The sequence below is a fragment of the Arthrobacter methylotrophus genome, assembly GCF_039539965.1.
Lineage (GTDB): Bacteria > Actinomycetota > Actinomycetes > Actinomycetales > Micrococcaceae > Arthrobacter > Arthrobacter methylotrophus.
Window position 1 is genome coordinate 1,377,822 of record NZ_BAABED010000001.1, and the last position, 22,276, is coordinate 1,400,097.

At 62.8% G+C, this 22,276-nt stretch carries 17 protein-coding genes and 1 tRNA gene; 12 read left to right on the forward strand and 6 right to left on the reverse strand.

The window, feature by feature from the left end:
- Positions 1 to 155 precede the first annotated feature (155 nt).
- Positions 156 to 228 (forward strand) — tRNA-Ala (locus ABD884_RS06750).
- Positions 229 to 409: 181 nt separating this feature from the next.
- On the forward strand, positions 410 to 3,184 hold the full coding sequence (locus tag ABD884_RS06755) for a cation-translocating P-type ATPase (RefSeq protein ID WP_345040895.1): 2,775 nt from the start codon (positions 410 to 412) through the stop codon (positions 3,182 to 3,184).
- An 89-nt stretch (positions 3,185 to 3,273) separates the two neighbouring features.
- Here the strand turns inward: ABD884_RS06755 and ABD884_RS06760 are convergent, their stop codons facing one another.
- Both ABD884_RS06760 and ABD884_RS06765 read right to left on the reverse strand, forming a co-directional pair.
- Entirely contained in the window at positions 3,274 to 6,447 is a 3,174-nt protein-coding gene (locus ABD884_RS06760; protein WP_345040902.1) for a beta-phosphoglucomutase family hydrolase, read from the reverse strand.
- Between the two features lie 141 nt (positions 6,448 to 6,588).
- Entirely contained in the window at positions 6,589 to 7,119 is a 531-nt protein-coding gene (locus ABD884_RS06765) for a cupin domain-containing protein (protein ID WP_425548261.1), read from the reverse strand.
- Positions 7,120 to 7,179: 60 nt separating this feature from the next.
- Here ABD884_RS06765 and ABD884_RS06770 point away from each other — a divergent pair, with 60 nt between their 5' ends.
- A complete protein-coding gene (locus tag ABD884_RS06770; protein WP_376955249.1) occupies positions 7,180 to 8,319 on the forward strand; it encodes a class I SAM-dependent methyltransferase in 1,140 nt (379 codons plus the stop codon).
- Here ABD884_RS06770 and ABD884_RS06775 read toward each other — a convergent pair.
- On the reverse strand, positions 8,316 to 8,528 hold the full coding sequence (locus ABD884_RS06775; protein WP_345040911.1) for a hypothetical protein: 213 nt from the start codon (positions 8,526 to 8,528) through the stop codon (positions 8,316 to 8,318). The genes ABD884_RS06770 and ABD884_RS06775 overlap by 4 nt on opposite strands.
- A gap of 97 nt (positions 8,529 to 8,625) precedes the next feature.
- On the opposite strand from ABD884_RS06775, the gene ABD884_RS06780 reads away from it, so the two are divergent.
- From ABD884_RS06780 to ABD884_RS06795, 4 genes are all read left to right on the forward strand, one after another.
- Entirely contained in the window at positions 8,626 to 9,879 is a 1,254-nt protein-coding gene (locus ABD884_RS06780) for an ROK family protein (protein ID WP_345040919.1), read from the forward strand.
- 117 nt (positions 9,880 to 9,996) lie between these two features.
- Complete coding sequence (locus tag ABD884_RS06785; RefSeq protein ID WP_345040930.1) at positions 9,997 to 11,355, forward strand: extracellular solute-binding protein; 1,359 nt, start codon at positions 9,997 to 9,999, stop codon at positions 11,353 to 11,355.
- A 3-nt stretch (positions 11,356 to 11,358) separates the two neighbouring features.
- On the forward strand, positions 11,359 to 12,240 hold the full coding sequence (locus ABD884_RS06790) for a carbohydrate ABC transporter permease (RefSeq protein ID WP_345040938.1): 882 nt from the start codon (positions 11,359 to 11,361) through the stop codon (positions 12,238 to 12,240).
- The gene (locus ABD884_RS06795) at positions 12,234 to 13,118 is read left to right on the forward strand and encodes a carbohydrate ABC transporter permease (RefSeq protein WP_376955251.1); all 885 of its coding nucleotides are present in this window, start codon (positions 12,234 to 12,236) and stop codon (positions 13,116 to 13,118) included. Before ABD884_RS06790 ends, ABD884_RS06795 begins: the two co-directional genes overlap by 7 nt.
- An 18-nt stretch (positions 13,119 to 13,136) precedes the next feature.
- Here the strand turns inward: ABD884_RS06795 and ABD884_RS06800 are convergent, their stop codons facing one another.
- Positions 13,137 to 13,394, reverse strand: coding sequence for a hypothetical protein (locus tag ABD884_RS06800; protein WP_345040945.1), 258 nt, complete (start codon positions 13,392 to 13,394; stop codon positions 13,137 to 13,139).
- Between the two features lie 387 nt (positions 13,395 to 13,781).
- Here ABD884_RS06800 and ABD884_RS06805 point away from each other — a divergent pair, with 387 nt between their 5' ends.
- Positions 13,782 to 14,750: a methylenetetrahydrofolate reductase gene (locus ABD884_RS06805; RefSeq protein WP_345040950.1), complete on the forward strand. Its 969-nt coding sequence runs from the start codon at positions 13,782 to 13,784 to the stop codon at positions 14,748 to 14,750.
- A gap of 63 nt (positions 14,751 to 14,813) precedes the next feature.
- Positions 14,814 to 17,144, forward strand: coding sequence for a 5-methyltetrahydropteroyltriglutamate--homocysteine S-methyltransferase (gene metE / locus ABD884_RS06810; RefSeq protein ID WP_345040958.1), 2,331 nt, complete (start codon positions 14,814 to 14,816; stop codon positions 17,142 to 17,144).
- 147 nt (positions 17,145 to 17,291) lie between these two features.
- On the opposite strand, the gene ABD884_RS06815 is transcribed toward metE, so the two are convergent.
- Together ABD884_RS06815 and ABD884_RS06820 are read right to left on the reverse strand one after the other, a co-directional pair.
- Positions 17,292 to 17,795, reverse strand: coding sequence for a DUF2004 domain-containing protein (locus ABD884_RS06815; protein ID WP_345040962.1), 504 nt, complete (start codon positions 17,793 to 17,795; stop codon positions 17,292 to 17,294).
- Between the two features lie 51 nt (positions 17,796 to 17,846).
- Positions 17,847 to 18,824 carry a LysR family transcriptional regulator gene (locus tag ABD884_RS06820; RefSeq protein ID WP_345040970.1) on the reverse strand — a complete coding sequence of 326 codons (978 nt, stop codon included), beginning with the start codon at positions 18,822 to 18,824 and terminating at the stop codon, positions 17,847 to 17,849.
- A gap of 505 nt (positions 18,825 to 19,329) precedes the next feature.
- Between ABD884_RS06820 and nrdH the strand changes: the two genes are divergently transcribed.
- Genes nrdH through nrdE form a run of 3 tightly spaced genes read left to right on the forward strand, consistent with a single transcriptional unit; the run spans position 19,330 to position 22,257 of the window.
- Complete coding sequence (nrdH, locus tag ABD884_RS06825) at positions 19,330 to 19,572, forward strand: glutaredoxin-like protein NrdH (RefSeq protein WP_028267421.1); 243 nt, start codon at positions 19,330 to 19,332, stop codon at positions 19,570 to 19,572.
- A 55-nt stretch (positions 19,573 to 19,627) separates the two neighbouring features.
- The gene (nrdI, locus tag ABD884_RS06830) at positions 19,628 to 20,098 is read left to right on the forward strand and encodes a class Ib ribonucleoside-diphosphate reductase assembly flavoprotein NrdI (protein WP_345040987.1); all 471 of its coding nucleotides are present in this window, start codon (positions 19,628 to 19,630) and stop codon (positions 20,096 to 20,098) included.
- Between the two features lie 11 nt (positions 20,099 to 20,109).
- Entirely contained in the window at positions 20,110 to 22,257 is a 2,148-nt protein-coding gene (gene nrdE, locus ABD884_RS06835) for a class 1b ribonucleoside-diphosphate reductase subunit alpha (RefSeq protein WP_345054656.1), read from the forward strand.
- The last annotated feature ends 19 nt before the right edge of the window (positions 22,258 to 22,276 follow it).

Genomic DNA, 22,276 nt, shown 5'->3' on the forward strand with positions numbered 1-22,276 from the left:
TGAAGGGCAGTAATGGGGGGAGGTGCGGCCGAGCAATCGACCGCACCTCAGCTGTCTCCGGAGTCAACGGTGATCGATTTCCTATCTCACATCGTTGTGGTTTAGTATTGACGAGTTGCTCCGACGGGGATGGAAGTTCCCGGCAAGCAAATTTTGGGGCTGTGGCGCAGCTGGTAGCGCACCTGCATGGCATGCAGGGGGTCAGGGGTTCGAGTCCCCTCAGCTCCACTTTGGAGGCCTTGCCTGAAACGTGAATCTGGTTCACGTTTCAGGCAAGGCCTTATTTATTCACCGGGCGGTCGTGTGGCCAGTGGCGGGGTTACGGTCCCTGCGGCCCGAACCAGTCAGGGGCATAAGCCCGCCTCCGGGGTCACTGGCTCCTTGCGCTGATTCGCGCTCTACTAGCTCCATGGAACCGTATGTCGATCCATTCGCGCCCGAAATGTCCTCTTCCCCAGGTGGCACGGGCGAGTTTCGTGGGGCTTCGGACCCGCGGGCAACCGCTCAGAGGTTGCTTCGTGACCTGCGGGCGAGCCGTACGGGGTTGTCGGAGCGGGAAGCGGCACGGCGTCTGGTGGCATACGGGCCGAACGAGCTGACCCGACATGGAGGGCGGCAGTGGCCGCGCCAGATCGTGCGGCAATTGGCACACCCGCTCGCGCTGCTGCTCTGGCTTGCGGCGCTCCTGAGCTATTTCAGCGGATCAGCCGCTTTGGCAGCGGCAATCATCGCCGTCATCCTTCTTAACGCCGGGTTCGCCTTCCTCCAGGAACGCCACGCGGAACGGGTTGTCGAAGCCCTGTCCGCTTACCTTCCCCCGCAGGCCCGTGTCCTGCGGGATGGCGGGGAGAGGCAAATCCCGGCCGGACTGCTTGTCCGCGGCGATGTGCTGGTGGTGCGCGAAGGCGATCGTGTCAGCGCCGATGCCCGGTTCCTCGAGGGTTCGGTGGAAATGGACCTCTCCACCCTGACCGGGGAATCCCTCCCTGTTCCCCGGAGCGCAGAGGACCGGCCGCCGGAGGGTCCGCTGCTTCAGGCCATAGACATGGTTTTCAGCGGCACCAGCTGCACCGGCGGGGAAGCCGTCGCCGTGGTTTTCGCCACTGGAATGCACACCGAACTCGGCCGGATTGCCGCGCTCTCCGAACGCGTCGGCCACGACCAAAGCCCTCTTGAAAAGCAGGTCACCAGGGTGGCGCGGATCATAGCTGTCGTCGCCGTCGGGATGGGCATCGCGTTCATCCCGGTGGGCACCCTTCTCGGCGGTCTTTCGCTGAGCGACACCTTGAACTTCGCGATTGGGCTGCTTGTCGCCAATGTCCCCGAAGGCCTGCTTCCCACCATCACCCTTGCCTTGGCCGTAGGCGTACGCGTCCTGGCGCGTCGGGGAGCCTTGGTGAAACGGATCTCCGCGGTCGAAACCCTGGGCTCTACCAGCGTCATCTGTACGGACAAGACCGGTACCCTGACCATGAACCTGATGCGCGTCACCACCATCTGGACTTCAGGCGGTTACCTCGGCCTGGATACGCCACCACCTCCGATAAAGCCCGGCTCCCCGCCGTGGAAGTTGGCCGCGGCCTCGGCGGCATGCAATAACGCCGGTATCGACGGCGAAGGCAATGAACGCGGCGACCCTACCGAACTGGCCCTGCTGCACGCTGCCAACGCCCTCAGGGTGGGCGCGGACCCGCTCACCGTGGAACGGTTGACCCAGTTCCGTTTCGACCCTGCGCTGCGGCGCATGTCCACTATCGATCGCACCCCTGACGGTATCCGCGTGCATTGCAAGGGCGCCCCCGAGGAGCTGCTGCCCCTGTGCACCGGGATAGCAACAGTCGGGGGCACGCGGCCACTGACCAACGTGGAGCGCGACGCCGCAGCTTCGATCGTGGACAGCTGGGCCGGTCAGGGCCTGAGGATCCTGGCAATCGCAGAACGGGATCTCACCCCTCAAGAGGACGCTGCGCTGCCCCGTGAGAAAGCCGAACAAGGCCTGACTCTCCTGGGACTCGTTGCCATGTTCGACCCGCCGCGCCCCGAAGTCCCTGACGCCGTCGCGCGGTGCCACACCGCAGGAATCCGGCTCATCATCGTCACCGGCGACCACGGACTCACCGCCCGCGGCATCGCCTCCCGGGTCGGTATCGGAGACCGAGGCACACGCATCATCACTGGCGCGGAGCTGGACCTGATGCCCGAAAAGGCCCTCGACGACCTTCTCAACAACGGCGAAGAATTGATCTTCGCCCGCAGTTCGCCCGAAGCCAAACTGCGCATTGCCGATGCCCTGCGCGATCTGGGAAAGGTCGTCGCCATGACCGGTGATGGCGTCAACGACGCCCCTGCCCTCCGACGGGCCGATATAGGCGTGGCCATGGGAAGATCCGGAACCGACGTCGCCCGCGAAGCCGCCACCATGATCCTCACTGACGACAATTTCGCCTCCATAGTCAGCGCCGTCCAGGCCGGACGACAGGTCTACGACAACGTCCGCAAATTCATCGTCTACATCTTCGCCCACGCCACCCCCGAGGTCATCCCATTCTTGATCTATGCGGCTTCCGGCGCCAACATCCCCCTTCCCCTCACCGTCATGCAGATCCTCGCGATCGATCTGGGCACCGAAACCCTCCCGGCCCTTGCGCTCGGACGCGAACCCGAAGAACCCGGAGCCATGACCCGGCCACCCCGTCAACGGGGACAAAACGTCATCGACGGACCCATGCTTGCCCGGGCCTGGGGCCTGCTGGGCGGTGTATCAGCGGTGCTCGTGACGGCGGCGTTCTTCACCACATTGCTCGTGGGCGGCTGGTACTACGGCGCAGACACCCGCACAGGCCCCCTTCACCTGGTCGGGATGCAGGCCACCACCATTAGCTTCCTGGGGATTGTCGCCTGTCAGATAGGCACTGCCATGGCCTCACGGACCCAGACTGCATCGCTGGCTCAAATCGGGCTCTTCAGTAATCGCCTGTTGCTTTGGGGCATCGCCTTCGAAATCGCCTTCACCGCCGCAGTGGTCGCTCTGCCACCACTTCAGGTAATTTTCGGTACCCGTCCACCGGAGCCATGGCAGATCCTCGCCCTGGCCCCCTTCCCCTTCATCGTGTGGGGGACGGACGAACTGTGGCGATATAGGCGGCGATGGAAGACACAACAGCAACGATCGGACCCGGGCTGACCCGTGTCTCCGATAGCCGGGATGCCGGGTCGCACCATCGCGACATCCGGTCGCCTTCTATCCTTGGCCTGCTGCTGCCGGCGACGAGTTCAGGCGGCCGTGGTGCCTGGTTCGCCCAGCACGAATTTCCGCACGTTCCCCGCGCCCAAAAGGACCTCGTCGGAACCGACCCGTATGCAGACCGCAGCTGCGTCTCCGGATGCTGCTGAAACAGTCAAGGCGGCGTGGTTCAGGCTGACCTCGAGCAATTGGTCCCGGTACCGGACGCGAAAGGACACTGCTCGTATCCCTTTGGGCATCTTCGGGGAGAAAAGGAGTGCATCCTTGGTGATTCTCAGTCCGGCGAAGCTGCGCTGGATCACATCGATCGTCCCTGCCATGGCGCCAAGGTGAATACCCGTGTGCGTGGTGCCTCCCTGCGTGTCGTCAAGGTCGGCAGTGAGCGCTTCTCTGAAGGTGTTCCAGGCCCGGTCCGGGTCCATTGCCGCCAGCACCGAGGCATGGGCCACACGGCTGAGGGTGGAGCCATGCGCCGTGCGCGCGAGGTAGTACTCAACTGTCGCAGCGAGTTGCTCTGTGTTCACTGTGTAACCCAGCCGGGCCAGGAAAAGCACCAACTCCTGCTCGCCCAGCACGTACAGGAGCATCAGCACGTCAGCCTGTTTGGCCAGCCGGTACCGGTTAGTGCTGTCGCCCTCGGCTTCCAGGATCAGGTCGAGGCGTTCAATGTTCTTGTATTTGCCCCGGTAGTGTTCCCAGTCGAGTTCCTCCAAGTCTTCATAACCATCGAACTGGCTAATGATGATGTCTCCGCTAAAGAACGGTACGAACATCCGTTTGCTGACGTGCAGCCAGCCTGCCATCTCGGCCGGATCTATCGACAGGCGTCCGCGAAGATCTTCCAGGTCGTAGCCGTGAAGCATCGTCATGATCTCGTGGGCCTGTTCGCAGACCCATGCGGCCATGACGTTCGTGTACGCATTGTCGTTTAATCCCCCGCCGGGATTGTCCGGGTCGCCTGTGTGGTATTCGTCCGGGCCCATGACTCCGCGAAGATGGAAGCGGTCCTCTACGTCGTCGTATTCGGACATGGAGGCGACGAGCCGCGCCACCTCCACCACGAGTTCGGCGCCATGATGCAGGAGCCACCCCCGGTCTTGCGTGGCCAGAAAATACTGCCATGCGTTGAAGGCCACGGCCATGCCGGCATGCCGTTGAAGGTGGGAATAGTCTGGTACCCATCTGCCGGATCGCCGGTTGAAAAGCCAACGGGGAGTCTCGTCCCTGCCGTCGCTGCCGCTCTGCCAGGGGAACAGCGCCCCCTGGAACCCCGCTGCAGCGGCTGCATCCCTTGCCGCGGGCAGCCGGCGCCAGCGGTAGTCGATGAGGGAGCGGGCAACAGAGGGCATTCGGGAAGTGAGAAGGGGCAGGACGAAGAGCTCATCCCAGAAGATGTGGCCCCGGTAACCTTCTCCATGCAGCCCGCGGGCCGGCACACCGGCGTCCAGTTGAGTCGTGTGCGGGCTAAGGGTCTGCAAAACGTGGAAGACATGAAGATTCAGGATCAGCTGGACCTGAGGGCTCCCGTCAATGCTTATAACGAACAAATGCAGCAATCTTCCCCAAGCAGCCTCATGCTCGGCGAGCATGAGGTCAAAGCGGTGCCCGGCGGTACTGAGCACCAACCTCGCCCCGGATGCGGGTGAGGAGATAGCGCGGTCGCGGGAGGTCACGATTGCTGCCGTCTTGGACACCACGAGGGGCGTGGCATCGCTCAGCGGGACCTCGAAGGAGCGGTAATACAATCCGGATTCCTCCCCGGGTGCGCCGTTGCTTTCCAATCCTGAAACCCGGGTCTGTAGCGCTGTCGCGATCCTGATATGACTTTGGCTGGTCTCAACTTCTATCACCGGGATCGGTTCTGCTGGTCCGGACACGTTGAGGACCGCTAGATGACGGTGGGAAAGGAGAGCGTCCTCCGGGACATTTTCGTTGGTCACGCCGGTGTCCACTCCGCTGCGGATACTGACGGACGCGCTCCAGCCCCTGGCCGTAAGAGTTGTCTCCAGTGCCATCAGATGAGGGTGGGCCATCGATACGAACCGGCGCTGAACCAGTTCCAACCGCCGCCCGTCATCCGCCTCCAGCACGACTTCCCGCTGCAAGGTAGCCCGACGCAGGTCGAGCACACGCCTCTCACGACGGATCTTCAAGCCGTCTCCGGACCACCAGTCCGTCCCATCCAGCCGGACGTCCAGGATCAGCCAGTTGGGAACATTGACCATATGTTCGTCTTCAATCGACTGGCCTTGCACGGTACTGACCAATCTGTTGTAGACACCGGCAAGGTAAGTGCCTGGATACCGGACCTCGCTCATCCTGCTCTCCGGAGCCGCGCCGCGCACGGCCAAGTACCCGTTACCGAGCGTGGTCAGTGCTTCCCGGTGGCCCTCGTGGGCTGGATCGTACCCCTCATAGACAAGGCGCCATGGGTCGGTGAGAACGCGGCCCAGATCCAGCTGGCCCACGTCGGTCAGCACGACGTCGGCACCGGCCGCTTCGAGCTCGGACCTCCTGACATCCGCCCTGTCGATCCCGACGACAAGCCCAAAGCCCCCACTGTGGGCCGCTTCAACCCCGGCCACGGCATCTTCAATCACGACGGCGCGGGCGGGCGGGACTCCCAAACGATGCGCGACCTCAAGGAACAAGGCCGGGTCAGGTTTGCCTGCCAGCCCCAACTCGCCGGCCACGGCACCATCAATGACCAGGTCGAAAGCATTCGAGAGCCCGGCGGCGGCCAGGACAGCGGATGCGTTCCGGCTTGACGTTGCCAGGACCACGGGAATCCGCCCTGACCGCAGCCGTTCAAGAAGCGCCACTGTCCCGGGGAAGGGTGCCGCCCCTTCGCGTCCAAGGCGCTCCTTGAACAGCTGGTTCTTCCGTTCGGCCAGGCCGTGGACCGACCATTCGCCGGCAGGATCCAAGGCATCACTCGCAGGCAGTTCGATGCCACGGGAACTGAGGAAAGCCCTTACACCGTCCTCCCGTGGCCTGCCGTCTACGTACTTCAGGTAGTCACTGCTGCTGAAGGGGTCCCTCCGCGCCGTCGGCGGCACACGGCGGTCCTTCAACACCTCGTTGAAGAGGTCCCTCCACGCTGCCTCATGCACCGAAGCCGTGTCCGTGACCACGCCATCCAGGTCAAAGATCACAACGTCAAAAGGTGACAAAGCGGCCGCGGCCGTAAGTGACTCCGTCATGACACATCCCTACCAGCTATCAGTCCGGGCGGCCAGTGACGATGGTCCCGGTGACCGATTTCCGGCACGTCAGGATGACCTGCAGGTTCTGTGTTCAGGGATTAGGTTCAGCGGTGCGGCGCCCGAAGAGGGCGCAGACCGCTACTCGGTCTTGACGCCATATTCCGCTGCGCTGACGAACTCGATGGCCGAGTAGGTCTCCTCGCCCACCACCCAAGCATTGTGACCCGGTGGAATGGTGTATGAATCTCCTGCGGAGATGCTGATCTTCTTGCCATGGGTGGTCTCGACTTCCAGTGCACCGGCAACGCAGTACCCTACGTGGTTGAGCTGGCAGGAATCGGTGTGTACCACGGGCTTGATGCAATCCGCCCACGTCCAGCCCGGCTCGAAGCTGAAGCGGCCAATGGTGTAGTCACCGACAGTGACGACTTCCACCAAGGTTTTGTCCGGACGGCGGGTTTCATCGGGGGAATTGTGTGACTTTACTTCAAGCTGCGTGACGACGTTTACGGTCATGATCTGCTCACAAGGGGGAGTGGGAGCCTGGTCTTCGAGGTCCGCAACGCGGCTCGCCCTTCGCGGCGGACCCTGGGGTGTCTGGGCTGCTCGCGGCGCGTGCCGTGGCCTTGAGCAGCGGGCAGACGGTCGGTTACTTGCAATCTCTACCATCCTCCGCAGACCTCGTGTTGTCGAGGGTTCCTGGGGAGGATAGATTGGTGCACCGTGACCTTGACCGAGCTGGATGCACACCTTGAGACGCTGTTCGGCGCCCTGCGCCGGTTCCCCGACGTCGAAGCGGAGAACTTGCAGGCGCACGACGCCACCGACAGGCTCCTCCTCGAGACCGCCGCAAGCTACATCCGCAACCCGGACGCTCGCGTCGCGGTGATAGGCGACCGCTACGGCGCCCTGACCCTGGGCACTTTGGCCGCCCTCGGCGTCGGGCACGTTCGCGTGAACCAGGATTTGTACGTCAGCCGGCTCGCCCTCCAATCGAACGCCGGGGCGTCAGGGTTGTCCGGCCGCTTTGAGCAGTTCGAGCTCGGAGCCGACTTGCTCGACGGCGCCGAGCTAGTGATCATGCAACTCCCCAAGGCGCTCGCCGAGCTGGAGGAGATCGCCGACGCCGTCGCCCGCTTTGCGGCTCCGGGCGCAGTCCTGCTGGCGGGAGGGCGCGTCAAGCACATGTCCCTGGGCATGAATGCTGTCCTGGAACGCAATTTTGAGTCGGTGCAGCCGCAACTCGCACAGCGGAAGTCGCGGGCCCTGCTTGCCACTGGTCCCAAGCGTCCGGCCGGTCCGGAGACCTTTCCCGTCGCGGAGCAGAACACCGAGCTAGGTATCACCGTCTGTGCTCACGGGGCTGCGTTTTCGGGCACGAAGCTGGACATCGGCACACGCTTCCTTTTGGGTTTCCTGGGCCGGATCCCTCATGCGCGCCACGCGATTGACCTCGGCTGCGGAACCGGGATCCTCGCCACGATATATGCCCGGAACCGGCCCGATGCCCGCGTGACCGCGACCGACCAATCGGCCGCCGCGGTTGCGTCCGCGAAGGCAACCGCGGCGGCCAATGGGCTGGGAGGCCGGGTCATGGTGGTGCAGGACGACGCCATGTCCACTTTCGAGCCTGGCAGCGCCGACCTCATCCTGCTGAACCCGCCGTTTCACCTCGGCGCCAGCATCCACGCCGGTGCGGCCACGAAGATGTTCGAGGCCGCTGCACGGGTCCTGGCTTCCGGCGGGGAACTCTGGACTGTCTACAACAGCCACTTGCAGTACCGCCCCGGGCTGGAGCGGCTGATCGGGCCCACTACCGAGATCGGCCGGAACCCGAAGTTCACGGTGACCCGCAGCATCAAACGTTAAGCAGCATCAAACGTTAAAGGGGCAGCTCTGTTCCAGTGGCCCGTTCCCAGCAATTGTTCAACCCCGACGTGCCCGATCTTCGACATCTGCGGGTTGTCATCCGGGAGACTGACCATCGCCGTCGCCAGGACCACAGCCCAACCCCGGGCTCGGGTCGGCGTATCGGCATTCGAGCCATTTCCCGGGCCTCGCGTTCGCAATGTCGGCATGCATTACCTCCGGGCAGCGTGTGGGCATACCGAGACATGCACAGGTGCCGTACGATGCAAATGCAACAGCATTATCCGAATGATTTTAGGGGATTCCGTGACTGAGATCCGCCAGCCGACTCCGAGGCGCGGAACTAATCTGCCACGCATGGGGGACTTCAACCTGACCGTCATTCTCGACGCAATTAGGCGATCATCGGGCGGCCTGAGCCGCGTGGAACTGGCCCAGATCGTGGGCCTCTCGCCGCAGACCATCTCGAATATCTCCAGGCGGCTGCTGGACCAGCAGCTCATTGTGGAGGCAGGCAAGGAAGGCAGCGGTCCGGGCAAGCCCCGTACCATCCTGCGCCTGAACCCGTCCGGAATGTACGCGTTGGGCGTCCACGTTGATCCCGCAGTCATCACTTCCGTGGTCCTGGATCTGGTGGGCGCCGTCGTGAAACACTCGCGGATCCCCACTCCGGCCGGCGGCAATCCACAGCACGTCATCGCCGCCATAGCGGAGGAAATCAAGTCACTGATCCAAGAGTCCGGTGTAGTTCCGGGGAAGATCGCCGGACTCGGCGTCGCGGCGCCGGGCCCGATAGACCTCGATGAGGGTGCCGTGGTGGATCCGCCCCTCATGATGGGTTGGGACCGGGTTCACCTGAGGGACGCCCTCGCGGAGGCCACCGGACTGGAGACCCTCGTGGACAAGGACGTCACGAGTGCAGCCGTCGCCGAAACCTGGGCAGGTGGGGTCAGTGGCACCGGCAGCTTTATCTTCATGTACATGGGTACCGGTATTGGCTGCGGGATCGTCCTGAACGACGAGGTGGTCCGGGGAACCTCCGGCAACGCCGGAGAAATCGGCCACATCATTGTCGATCCGGACGGCCCCGAATGCGATTGCGGCCTGCGGGGGTGCGTCAAGTCTTCCTGCATTCCACAGGTCCTCGTGGCCGAGGCTGAAAAGCAAGGCGTGCTGAACGGTTCCCGTAGAAGCACGGAAGGCCCGGAAGTGCAGGAAGGCTTTGCACGGCTTTGCGATGCCGCGGACTCGGGCGACGAACGTGCCATTGCCATCATCGATAAGTCGGCGGTGCTGGTTGCCCGTGCGGTTGCTGTGGTGACCAACACCCTCGACGTCGAACGCGTTGTCTTCGGCGGCCCCTTCTGGGGCCGGATGGCAGAGCGCTACCTGGAACGCATCCCCGCCCTGCTCGCCGCAAACAGCGCTGCCAACAGCATCCACGGCATTGAGGTGGTCGGAACCGGAGTGGGCGAAGACGTGGGCGCCATCGGGGCAGCTTGTCTGGTACTGGAGCACACCCTTGCACCACGCGCCCAGCGGCTTTTGTTGGACGGTTAAGGCTTTCTCTTCGCCCTGTTCAGCAGGGCTGTGTTTTTAATGTTCATTTATATATCGGCAAAAAGGCTGGGCCAGCTGAAGTGTGGGGGGCTGCAGCCGCGTGAAGATCGGAGCGTCATGCGTCGCCCAGTCCGGTTCGGAGTAGCATTGCTCGGCGTCGTGGCGCTTTTGGCCTCGGCTGCATGTTCCGCCAACCAACCCCAAGCCAACGACAAGAAGACGATCAAGATCGTCTATCAGAAGACCGACTCCTTCACTGCCCTGGACAAGGTCTTCCAGGACGCTAAACAGGAATTCGAAGCGGCCAACGCGGGCGTGAGTGTGGACCTTGAGCCCATCCAAGCCAACGACGACGACTATGGCACCAAGCTCGCATTGGCCCAGCGGTCTCCCGACACAGCTCCGGACGTCTTCTACGAGGACACCTTCAAGGTCCGCTCGGATGTCGACGCCGGGTACCTCCTGAAACTCGACGCCTTGCTGGCCACATGGGACGGATGGTCCGCCTTCAACGAGAGCGCCAAGGCCGCGGGACGCGGAGACGACGGCGGTATCTACGCTGTTCCGCTTGGCACCGATACCAGGGGCATCTGGTACAACAAGCAAGTCCTCCAGAAGGCCGGCATCCCTGTGCCGTGGCAGCCGAAAACCTGGGATGACATCCTGACGGCCGCCCGCAAAATGAAGGCCGCGGATCCCAGCGTGGTGCCTTTCAACATGTATGCCGGACAAGCCACCGGTGAAGGAACTGTCATGCAGGGCTTCTACGAGCTCCTTTATGGAACGGCGAGCTCCTTGTATTCAGACAGCGAAAAGAAGTGGGTGGTGGGATCCCAGGGATTCACCGACTCGCTTCAGTTCCTGAAGACCCTCTACGACGAGAAACTTGCCGTAGCGCCGGCGGACGCCCTCGATCCCAATGTGTGGAAGAAGGTCTTTGGCGAGTGGCTGCCACAAGGCAAGATGGGCGCCACCGTGGAAGGTTCGTACGCGCCGTCGTTCTGGCAGAAAGGCGGCGCCTACGAATGGGCCGGGTATGCGCAGGATATGGGGGTAGCCCGGTTCCCCACTCAGTTCGGGCAGGATCCGGGGGGAGTGAGCATGTCCGGCGGGTGGACGCTCGCCGTCGATGCCAAGACCAAGAATCCGGACCTGGCCTTCAAGTTCCTGACCACTGCCCTGAGCAAGAAGAACGCGCTGGCCTTCGACGTCAATGATTCCCAAATCGCGGTCCGCACCGATGTGGCTTCCGATCCCGGTTACCAGGCAGCCAACCCGTTCGTGAAGGACGTCTCCTCGCTGGTGGGGGTCACGCACTACCGCCCGGCCACCGCGGACTACCCAAAGATCTCGCTTGCCGTCCAGGCCGCTACCGAGGCCGTCATTACCGGCAAGGAGAGCCCGGTAGAGGCCGCAGCGGAGTACGACGCGTCGGTCAAGAAACTTGTCGGTGATGCCAAGGTCGTTCAGAAATGACGCATGGCAGCCCCTGAATCCCTGCGCCGCAGATCCCGCTTGCTGCCGGTAGTGCCCTCGGTTCTGCTACTGGCCCTCTTCCTGCTGGGGCCCGTGCTGTGGTCCTTCTATGCCTCCTTCACCAACGCCGCGTTATCCGGCAAGGCTGCCCTTAATCCTCAATGGATCGGCCTGGACAACTACGCCCGCATGCTGACGGATTCCGTCTTCCCGCTCTCGGCGTGGCTGACGGTGGTCTTCGTGGCCGTTTCGGCGATCCTCGGACAGAACGCCCTGGGTCTGGTCATTGCCTTGTTGATGACCAGATCCGGGGGAGCAACTGCGTCGTTGGTGGGTACGGCGGTGGTCTCTTCGTGGGTGCTGCCGGAAATCGTGGCGGCCTTCGCGGCATACGCGTACTTCAGCCAGGACGGCACGCTCAACCAACTCTTGGGGATGCTCGGTGTTCGTGGCGCCAACTGGTTGTACGCCTTCCCGATGGGTGCTGTCATCCTGGCCAACGTCTGGAGGGGGACCGCGTTCTCCATGCTGGTCTACAGGGCGGCGCTCTCCCAAGTCCCGCGGGACATTTCCGAAGCCGCCCTGATGGACGGCGCCCGGGGTTGGCAGCGCCTCGCCTTCATCACCCTGCCGATCATCCGCGGAAGCATCGCCACCAATCTCATGCTGATCACCCTTCAAACCCTCGCGGTGTTCACCCTCATCTGGGTGATGACGGCAGGCGGCCCCTCCAACGCCAGTACCACGTTGCCGGTCCTGGCCTACCAGGAAGCCTTCAAGCTGGGGGACATCGGATATGGCACGGCGATCGCTTCGGTATTGATCCTGCTCGGCATGGTCTTCGGAGCGGTGTATGTCAGGCTCCTCCGCGGGGCAAAATCGTGACATCCCAGCGCCGCGGGCTGTTGTTGGTCACCGGGAGGCGTCCGACGGCGGTGGCCGGGGGACTGCCCCGTGGCCGGTGGGCTGCCAATGCAGCTTTGGCCGTGATTGGCATGTGCTTCGTGCTACCCCTGGCGTGGCTCCTGCTTGCCTCGGTAGACCCGCACGCCGGATACCAAACGCGGTGGCCGCAATCGCCGTCGTTCGCCAATTTCACGGCCGTGCTGACGCCCGAGCTGCTGTTCCGGCCGTTGGCAAACAGCTTGCTGCTCTCTGCTGGAACCGCCATCGTGAACCTGGCAGCCGCCGTACTCGCGGCCTATCCGCTGTCCCGGTATCAGTCGCGATTCAACAAGCCGTTCCTTTATGCGATCCTGTTCGGCACTTCGCTTCCGGTCACGGCAATCATGGTCCCGGTCTACGGCTTGTTCGTGCAATTGCAATTGCTGGACTCGATGCCCGCGACGATCTTCTTCATGGCAACCACCACGTTGCCCATGGCCATTTGGATGACCAAGAACTTCATGGACTCCGTGCCGCTCGAGTTGGAGGAAGCCGCCTGGATGGACGGTGCCTCGGGACTGGCCACACTGCGCAGGATCGTCCTGCCCCTGATGCGTCAGGGCCTGGGCGTGGTGTTCATCTTCGTCTTCATCCAGGCTTGGGGGAACTTCTTCGTTCCCTTCATCCTGTTGCTGTCCGCCGCCAAGCAGCCGGCCGCGGTGTCGGTCTTCAGCTTCTTCGGCCAACACGGCGCCATCGCTTACGGGGAGCTCGCCGCGTTTTCCATCGTGTATTCGGTCCCGGTGCTTATCCTCTACGCGGCGGTGGCCCGGGGATCGGGCGACGCGTTTGCCCTCTCGGGGGCCATGAAAGGCTGAGAGGAGGCCTCGAGTCTCTCAGTCGATGTCCTCCACGATGGTGCCGTAGGGGATCGAATCGTCCAAATGCGCTTGGTGGCCGCTGTGGTTGTAAACCACGCGGACACCGTGAAGCTGGTCCGCGGCCGATTGCATCAGGATGGGGCGGACTGTCTGGACGAACCTTTCGTCTTTGTCGGCGAGGTACTCCTGGTAACTGACTGGAAGCTGGATCATGCCAAAAGAATAGTCCTGGCTGACCTTCATAGGGAGGGCTACGCTGACAGGCTTCTCCAAGGGGACTTCCTGCCAGCCAGGCCCCGCTCGAGGACCAAGCGAAGAATGTTCAGAAATCGGGTGAAACGTGGCGTAAAACTGCGTCTTAATTCGGTGGACGATTTGTGGCGCCCGAAGCCTCGATCTAGAGTCGTAATCAAGTTACCGCGGTAACGTGTCAGCGATCCTCCGCCGGATCTGTCTCTTGAAGGCAGGCAGGAGGGTGTGGGTGCCCCCATGTGGGCCTGACATTTGCACACGGACAACTTCATTCCAGGCGTAACAGTCGCGGCTGCGCCCTGCTGGAGTTCGTTGCGTGTATCCCCAACTCAATTCACCGATTCTGCAGCGCAGGGACTTGGTTTCACGTCCCTCGGCAGGCCCGCTGACACACAGCCAAGGACGCAAATGTCACCACCAAGCCTCATTGATACCCATCCCAACTTGACCGGCACTGCTCCCGTTGCCTTGTCCTACGAGCTCTTCCCACCCCGCTCTCCAGCGGCTGCTGAGTCTCTCTGGACCACCATCGGAGAGCTTGAGGCCACGGACCCGGACTTCGTTTCCGTCACCTACGGTGCGAGCGGCTCCAACCGGGACACCGCCGTCGAGCTCATCAACAGGCTCCTGCTTGAAACCACCCTGCGGCCCCTGGCCCACCTCACTTGCGTGGGAAATACTCCTCAGGAACTGGCCGAGATCATCGGTGAACTCCTGGACAACGGCGTTCGCGGCATCCTTGCCCTGCGCGGCGACCTGCCTAAGGATGGCGGACAGCCAGTCAACGGGTCGTTGCGGTATGCCCAGGACCTGATCGAACTGATTCGCCGCGTGGAACAGCGGCGATCGGCCCTGCTGTGTGCAGGCAAGATCGCCGTTGGCGTGGCCGCGTATCCCACCCGTCACCCGGAGTCACCGAGCATCGAGCACGACGTCGAGGTGCTGCTCGCGAAGCAGCGCTCGGGCGCCGACTTCGCCATCACGCAGGTCTTCTTCCACACCGAGCAATATGCTGACCTGATCTCCCGGGCGCGGCGCGCAGGCGTCACCATCCCGATCATTCCGGGCGTCATGCCGCTGACGAGCCTTCGCCGGCTCAAGCGACTCGGCGAGCTCACCGGCGTCGAGCCGGCACCGGAGCTCATCGAACAACTTGCCGCGGCGGACAACGACGCCGAACGGCGCAAGATCGGCGTCCGCGCCACGGTGGACCTCGCAAACGCTGCCCTCCAGGCCGGTGCTCCGGGGATCCACCTGTATACGTTCAACGAGCACGCCTGCGCCCTGGACGTGCTGGACAAGCTTGCTCTTCCCCGCCCGGCGCGCCCGGCAAGCAGGCTCAACGCCATCGCCCGCCGCCAAGAACTCGTCAGCTGAACAGCCAACGCTGGTCCGCAACCAAGACACTCCGATTTGTACCTACTGCCCAAGGAAACTCCCATGACTGAACAGAACACCCAGTTCCCCGCAGCCTCGCTGCTCGGCTACCCGCGCATCGGCCGCCGTCGCGAACTCAAGAAGGCCGTTGAAGCCTACTGGGCCGGAAAGATCGACGCCGCGGCCCTGGACGCCGCTGCCAAGGACATCCAGCTGACCATCGCCAAGCGCCTGCAGGAACTCGGCCTCAACGAAGCCGCCGCCGTTCCGGGCACCTTCTCCTTCTACGACCAGGTGCTTGACGCCACAGCACACCTCGGCGCTGTCCCGGCCCGTTTCGGCCAGCTGCTCAACGCCGAAGGTCAGCTCGACATCGATGGCTACTTCACCCTGGCCCGCGGCAACAAGGAACAGCAGCCGCTGGAAATGACCAAGTGGTTCGACACCAATTACCACTACCTCGTTCCGGAAATCGGCCCGGAAACCGACTTCAAGCTCGCCTCCAACCGCATCGTCGAGGAATTCGAGTTCGCCCTGGCCAACGGCATCGAGACCCGTCCGTACATCGTCGGCCCGGTCACCTACCTGCTGCTTTCCAAAGCCTCGGACGACGCTCCCGCGGGCTTCGCCCCGTTGTCCCGCCTCGAGGATGTCCTCCCGGTCTACGTTGAACTGCTCGGCAAGCTGGCCGCCGCAGGCGCCAGCTGGATCCAGCTGGACGAGCCTGCCCTGGTTGTTGACCAGGACACCCCGGCCGCCCAAATCCAGGCTGCGGTCGCCCGCGCTTACGAGGTCCTGTCCGGTGCCGCGGCGCGCCCGCAGCTCTTCGTCTCCACCCCCTACGGTTCCCTCGATGGCCAGCTCGGCACCCTTGCCGCAACCAACATCGATGCCCTGCACATCGACGTCTTCAAGGGCGCTGTCCCGTCCGCAGCTGCCCTGGCTGGCTTGGGCAACAAGACCTTGGTTGCCGGCGTCGTGGACGGCCACAACATCTGGCGCAACGACCTCGCCGTTTCGGCCGCGAAGCTGGACGAATTGAAGGCCGCCGCCGGCAAGCTCGCCGTCAGCACCTCCACCTCCACCCAGCACGTCCCGCATGACACTGCCGAGGAGACCCAGCTCTCGGAGCAGTTGCGCAGCTGGCTCGCGTTCGCTGACCAGAAGGCAGTGGAGGTCAAGACCTTGGCGGACTACCTGGCCAACCCGGCTTCCGCGAAGGCCGCCATCGACGAAGCCTCTGCCGTGATCGCTTCCCGCGCTACGGCTGAAGGCGTCCAGCGTGCCGACGTCCGTGCGCGCACTGCGGCCCTTACCGAAGCCGACTTCAACCGTTCCGAGTACTCGGTCCGTGAAGCCGCACAGGAAGCGGCGCTGCAGCTGCCGCCGCTGCCCACCACCACCATCGGATCCTTCCCGCAGACCTCGGAAATCCGTTCGGCCCGTGCCCGCAACAACAAGGGCGACCTCACCAACGAGCAGTACGAGCAGCTCATGAAGGACGAGATCAAGCGGGTCGTCGAGCTGCAGGAAGAGCTCGGCTACGACGTCCTGGTGCACGGCGAGCCCGAGCGTAACGACATGGTGCAGTACTTCGCCGAGAACCTCGAAGGCTTCGACGTCACGGTTCACGGCTGGGTCCAGTCCTACGGCTCCCGCTGTACCCGTCCGTCCATCCTCTGGGGCGATGTCACCCGTTCGGCTCCCATCACGGTTGCCTGGGCTGAATACGCACAGTCCCTGACCAGCAAGCCGATGAAGGGCATGCTCACTGGTCCGGTCACCATCCTCGCCTGGTCCTTCGTCCGCGACGACCAGCCGCTGGGCGAGACCGCCAACCAGGTGGGCCTGGCGCTGCGTGACGAGATTGCCGACCTCGAAGCCGCAGGCATCAAGGTGATCCAGGTAGACGAGCCCGCCCTGCGCGAACTCCTTCCGTTGCGCAAGGCAGACCACGCCGCCTACCTGAAGTGGTCGGTGGACTCCTTCCGCCTGGCCACTGCCGGTGCCGCCGACGCAACCCAGATCCACACCCACCTCTGCTACTCGGAGTTCGGCGTGATCATCGATGCAATCGACGGCCTCGACGCCGACGTCACCTCGATCGAGGCAGCACGTTCACGCATGGAGGTTGTCCACGACCTCGAAGCACACCACTTCGGCCGTGGCGTTGGTCCGGGCGTCTACGACATCCACTCGCCGCGCGTTCCGGGCGAAGCGGAGGTCACCGAGCTGCTGGCTACCGCAGTGAAGCACGTCCCGTCCCGCCAGCTCTGGGTCAACCCGGACTGCGGCCTGAAGACCCGCGGCTACGCCGAGACCGAAGAGTCCCTGCGCAACCTGGTCAAGGCCACCAAGACGGTCCGCGCCAGCCTGCTGGAAGCATCCAAGTAAACCGCTGATGCAATAAGAGAGCTCGCAGAGGCTCAAAGGTTGGTGCGGCCTGCCGCGCCAACCTTTGAGAAGCGAGCGAACGGGCCGGTCACCTCGAAAGGTGACCGGCCGCCGTCGCACTTTCAGCTCTGACTCTTCCCCCGGAAACTATTCCCAGAGGATTTCGTCGTCCACCACGCCGTCCTCGTCCGCCGCAACCACCAGGAGCTCGTCGGTGAAGTGCGATCCCAGGGTGAAATCCAGGACGAAGTAACGCTCCGGTTGGCCGGGGTAGATCGCCACATGACCCAGTTTGAGGGCCCTGAGAAACACGTCTTTGGTGAGCTGCGTCTTGTCGCGGACGCCGAACACCGCCTCCAGTTGCTCTTCCTTGAGCTGGTTGGAGTGGAAGTGGAGGAACTGCTGGGAGTTGGTGCCGTCCTGGTCCAGTTCTTCGGCGATCATGTCGCGGACCTGGTCCACCAGCTCGGGGAGGTAGCCCAGGCGGTAGTCCACCTTGTGGAGCGCCTTCTCGTCGAAATGGTCATGTGCCGTGACGTTCAAGTCCAGTTCGAGGGGATTTCCGGCGAACTCGTGGGAAGCCACGTAACAGCGCTCCCGCCCGTGGTTGAGCTCGATTTCCCCGAAATGCTTGCTCGCTACCTTGCTCATGTCTTCAAGATAGTCCCAAACAAGCGGCGTGTTCCAGCATCCTGGAAGATTTCAGCCGGGTGGCTTGGGCGTTGACTTTTGGGCTGATGTGGGCGTCGTCGCGGCACGTCTGGCCCGGACCGTTGCCGCGCTACCGTGAAGCGTGTCTGCCAGCAATTCGGTGAAGAGCTGCACTTGCGCTGTGCGCTTTTCGTTGATGAGCAGCGCGAAGACGTTGCGCGCGAGCCGGATGTCCGGGACATCGAGAACCACCACACCGGGCGGCCGGTGCCGCAGCGCCAGCTCCGGTACCAGTGCGGCACCGAGCCCTGCGGCAGCCATCTCGAGGCTGGCGTGGAAGTCGTCACTGTAAGCCACCACGCGGGGGTGCAGATTGCAGCTGGCAAACAGCCGTTCGATCACCACGGCGTCGCTGGTGCCGGGGTGGTGCATGATCCATGGCATGTCCGAGAGCTGGGAGGCCTGCATTTCTGCCTCCTCCCGGATACCCCACGAGGCGGGCAGCACCACCCGGAAGTCGTCGTCACCGATCCACTGCCGCTCCAAAGTATGCGGCCACGCCAGCCCCGACTGGCCCACTTGGTACACCAGCGCGAGGTCCAGTTCACCGCCGCTGCGCAGACCTTGGATGGTCTGGGATGGCTCTGCTACCCACACACGGAGTTCGATGCCGAGCTTCTTCCAGCGCGGGTTCCGGAGGATGTCCGGCAGCACGTAGGTGGCCAGGCTGGGGAAGATGCCCAGCCGGAGCTCTTGAACGGGGGAGTCCGTGCTTCTTGATGCAGCCGCCAGCAGGGTGTCGACGTCAGTGAGCACCTTGGATGCATGGCGCACCATGGTCAGGGCTGCTTCGGTGGGGACCACGCTGCGTGCGGAACGGTGGAAGAGTTCGACGCCGGTGTCCCGTTCCAGCGCTGCCATCTGTTGGGATACGGCTGAGGCGGTGTAGCCGAGCCGCCCGGCGGCTGCCGCGAAGGAACCGAGCCGCGTGACTTCAAGCAGCGTCCGCAGGTGGAGAAGGTTGACCATCAGTGATCCTTAGGCTCGGTGTCGGCCGAAAGACCGTGGAAGCCAGCATAGCCGTGTGAATTCGGTCTCCGCTTCTGCTGTGGTGACCGGCCCGCGCTACAGGATGTGGCGGGCGACTCATTGAACGTCGTTGGCAGAGATGGTGCGACACGCCAGGAGCGGCGCGACACGCTGACGGTTAATTGTGGCTAAGTAGTCCACAGGGTGTGGATTTCGTCTTTGGATTTGGCGGATTCCCGGACATTTTTACCCTCTTGGCCTGTGGACTACCGGTGCGTAAAATGACATACTTGTAATACATCATCTTGGGGTTCCGCTGAGGCGCTTGCACTACATGTAGTATCGATTTACGGATTGAGCGGGAAACCAGCACAAGACATGAATGCAAGACGTAATAGATAGTTTGGCCGCTTCGCCGGCCAGCGGGCCAGTATCGGAGTGATCAGTTCCGGTCGGGGCCTGCCAATACGAAGAGCTAAAGACTTCAACAAAGAGGACAGGGACCATGACTGTGACGGTTTACACGAAGCCGGCCTGTGTTCAGTGCAACGCAACCTACCGAGCACTCGACAAGAAGGGCATCGCCTACCAGAGTGTCGACATCTCCCAGGATGCCGAGGCCCTTGAGCGCCTCAAGGCCCTTGGATACATGCAGGCTCCCGTCGTGGTGACCGAGCAGGATCATTGGTCGGGATTCCGTCCGGACAAGATCGAAGAGCTGGCACTGGCTGCGGCTTCCGTGGCCTAGTTTTCAAGACTCCGCCGCCACAACAAAGTATTCCAATGTAGTCGAGGTGACTCCCATGGCAGCGCTGGCAACAGCACCTGCACAAGCGGCGACTGAAGCTGTCCGCACGCGGAGTCACCTCATCTACTTTTCCTCCACCTCCGAGAACACGAAGCGCTTCGTCCAGAAGCTCGGCGTCGACGCGGCACGCATCCCGCTCCATGCCAAGGACGCGCCGTTGCTCGCACTGGAACCCTTCGTCCTTGCGCTGCCCACCTATGGTGGTACGAATGGCGAAGGCTCGGTGCCCAAGCAGGTCATCAGGTTCTTGAACAACCCGCAGAACAGGGAACTGATCCGCGGCGTGATCGGGGCAGGGAACACCAACTTCGCGGAAAACTACTGCATGGCGGGAGACATCATCGCCACTAAATGCCGGGTTCCGCATCTCTACAAATTTGAACTCATGGGGACGCCTGAAGACGTCCAAAGGGTCAACGAAGGGCTGGAAAAGTTTTGGACACGACTGTCGCAGATACAGAAGTAACCAAGGGCGCTATGGATACCGCCAACGTCAAGAAGCCGTTGCCAGAGGCCTATAAGGGCCTCGGCTACCATGAGCTCAACGCCATGCTGAACCTCTACGGTCCGAACGGAGAGATCCAGTTCGAAGCCGATCGTGAGGCCGCGCACCAGTACTTCCTGCAGCACGTGAACAACAACACCGTTTTCTTCCATGACCTGGAAGAGAAGCTGGACTACCTGGTCAAGAACCAGTACTACGAGCGCGAGACCCTCGATCAGTACACGATGAACTTCATCCGTGAGCTGTTCAACCGCGCCTACAAGAAGAAGTTCCGCTTCGAGACCTTCCTCGGTGCCTTCAAGTTCTACACCTCCTACACGCTGAAGACCTTCGACGGCAAGCGCTTCCTGGAGCGCTACGAGGACCGCGTCTGCATGGTTGCCTTGCACCTTGCCCGCGGCAACGAAGAGCTGGCCAGCCGCCTCGTGGACGAGATCATCGATGGCCGCTTCCAGCCCGCCACGCCCACGTTCCTCAACGCCGGCAAGGCCCAGCGCGGCGAGCTGGTCTCCTGCTTCCTGCTGCGCATCGAAGACAACATGGAGTCGATTGCCCGCGGCATCAACTCGGCGCTGCAGTTGTCCAAGCGCGGCGGCGGCGTGGCCCTTTCGCTGTCCAACATCCGTGAGCACGGCGCGCCGATCAAGCAGATCGAGAACCAGTCCTCCGGTGTCATCCCGGTCATGAAGCTCCTCGAAGACAGCTTCTCCTACGCCAACCAGCTCGGTGCCCGCCAGGGTGCGGGTGCCGTGTACCTGCACGCCCACCACCCGGACATCTACCGCTTCCTGGACACCAAGCGTGAAAACGCCGACGAGAAGATCCGTATCAAGACGCTGTCCCTCGGCGTCGTGGTCCCGGACATCACGTTCGAGCTGGCCAAGAAGAACGAGGACATGTACCTCTTCTCCCCGTACGACGTCGAACGCGTCTACGGCGTGCCGTTCTCCGATATTTCGGTCACCGAGAAGTACTACGAGATGGTTGACGACTCGCGGATCAAGAAGACCAAGATCAGCGCCCGCGAGTTCTTCCAGACCCTTGCAGAGATCCAGTTCGAGTCCGGCTACCCGTACATCATGTTCGAGGACACCGTGAACCGGGCCAACCCGATTGCCGGCAAGATCACCATGAGCAACCTGTGCTCGGAGATCCTGCAGGTTTCCACGCCGTCCATCTACGCCGAGGATCTCAGCTACGAGACGGTCGGCAAGGACATCTCCTGCAACCTTGGTTCGATGAACATCGCCAAGACCATGGATTCCCCGGACTTCGGCCTGTCGATCGAGACGTCCATCCGTGCCCTCAGCGCGGTCTCGGACATGTCCTACATCAACTCGGTACCGTCCATCGCGCAGGGCAACGCCCAGAGCCACGCTATCGGCCTCGGCCAGATGAACCTGCACGGTTACCTTGCCCGTGAGCACGTCCACTACGGTTCCGAAGAAGGCCTGGACTTCACCAACATCTACTTCTACACGGTGCTGTTCCACGCTCTCCGTGCCTCGAACAAGCTGGCCATCGAGACAGGTCAGCCCTTTGCAGGCTTCGAGAACTCCACCTATGCGAGTGGCGCGTTCTTCGACAAGTACACCGAGCAGGAATGGACCCCGGAGACCGAGCGCGTCCGCGAGCTCTTCGCCGGCATCCATATTCCGACGCAGGAAGACTGGCGCGAGCTGAAGGCTTCCGTCATGGAGCACGGCATCTACAACCAGAACCTGCAGGCCGTCCCGCCCACGGGTTCCATCAGCTACATCAACAACTCGACGTCGTCGATCCACCCGGTGGCCGCCAAGATCGAAATCCGCAAGGAAGGCAAGATCGGCCGCGTCTACTACCCGGCTCCGTACCTCGACAACGACAACCTGGAGTACTACCAGGACGCGTACGAGATCGGTTACGAGAAGATCATCGACACCTACGCCGCCGCCACGCAGCACGTGGACCAGGGCCTGTCCCTGACCCTGTTCTTCAAGGACACCGCCACCACGCGCGACATCAACAAGGCGCAGATCTACGCATGGCGCAAGGGCATCAAGACGCTCTACTACATCCGCCTCCGCCAGCTCGCGCTGGAAGGGACCGAGGTTGAGGGCTGCGTCAGCTGCATGTTGTAACCGATAACGGTTGACTAAT

What these genes read in the sequence shown, in the direction of transcription:
- nrdI (WP_345040987.1), top strand. Translation starts at nt 19,628, where the DNA reads ATGGCAGCGCTGGCAACAGCACCTGCACAAGCGGCGACTGAAGCTGTC.
- ABD884_RS06820 (WP_345040970.1), bottom strand. Translation starts at nt 18,824, where the DNA reads ATGGTCAACCTTCTCCACCTGCGGACGCTGCTTGAAGTCACGCGGCTC.
- ABD884_RS06765 (WP_425548261.1), bottom strand. Translation starts at nt 7,119, where the DNA reads ATGGTAGAGATTGCAAGTAACCGACCGTCTGCCCGCTGCTCAAGGCCA.
- ABD884_RS06775 (WP_345040911.1), bottom strand. Translation starts at nt 8,528, where the DNA reads ATGCCGACATTGCGAACGCGAGGCCCGGGAAATGGCTCGAATGCCGAT.
- nrdH (WP_028267421.1), top strand. Translation starts at nt 19,330, where the DNA reads ATGACTGTGACGGTTTACACGAAGCCGGCCTGTGTTCAGTGCAACGCA.
- nrdE (WP_345054656.1), top strand. Translation starts at nt 20,110, where the DNA reads ATGGATACCGCCAACGTCAAGAAGCCGTTGCCAGAGGCCTATAAGGGC.
- ABD884_RS06805 (WP_345040950.1), top strand. Translation starts at nt 13,782, where the DNA reads ATGTCACCACCAAGCCTCATTGATACCCATCCCAACTTGACCGGCACT.
- metE (WP_345040958.1), top strand. Translation starts at nt 14,814, where the DNA reads ATGACTGAACAGAACACCCAGTTCCCCGCAGCCTCGCTGCTCGGCTAC.
- ABD884_RS06815 (WP_345040962.1), bottom strand. Translation starts at nt 17,795, where the DNA reads ATGAGCAAGGTAGCGAGCAAGCATTTCGGGGAAATCGAGCTCAACCAC.
- ABD884_RS06760 (WP_345040902.1), bottom strand. Translation starts at nt 6,447, where the DNA reads ATGACGGAGTCACTTACGGCCGCGGCCGCTTTGTCACCTTTTGACGTT.
- ABD884_RS06755 (WP_345040895.1), top strand. Translation starts at nt 410, where the DNA reads ATGGAACCGTATGTCGATCCATTCGCGCCCGAAATGTCCTCTTCCCCA.
- ABD884_RS06785 (WP_345040930.1), top strand. Translation starts at nt 9,997, where the DNA reads ATGCGTCGCCCAGTCCGGTTCGGAGTAGCATTGCTCGGCGTCGTGGCG.
- ABD884_RS06790 (WP_345040938.1), top strand. Translation starts at nt 11,359, where the DNA reads ATGGCAGCCCCTGAATCCCTGCGCCGCAGATCCCGCTTGCTGCCGGTA.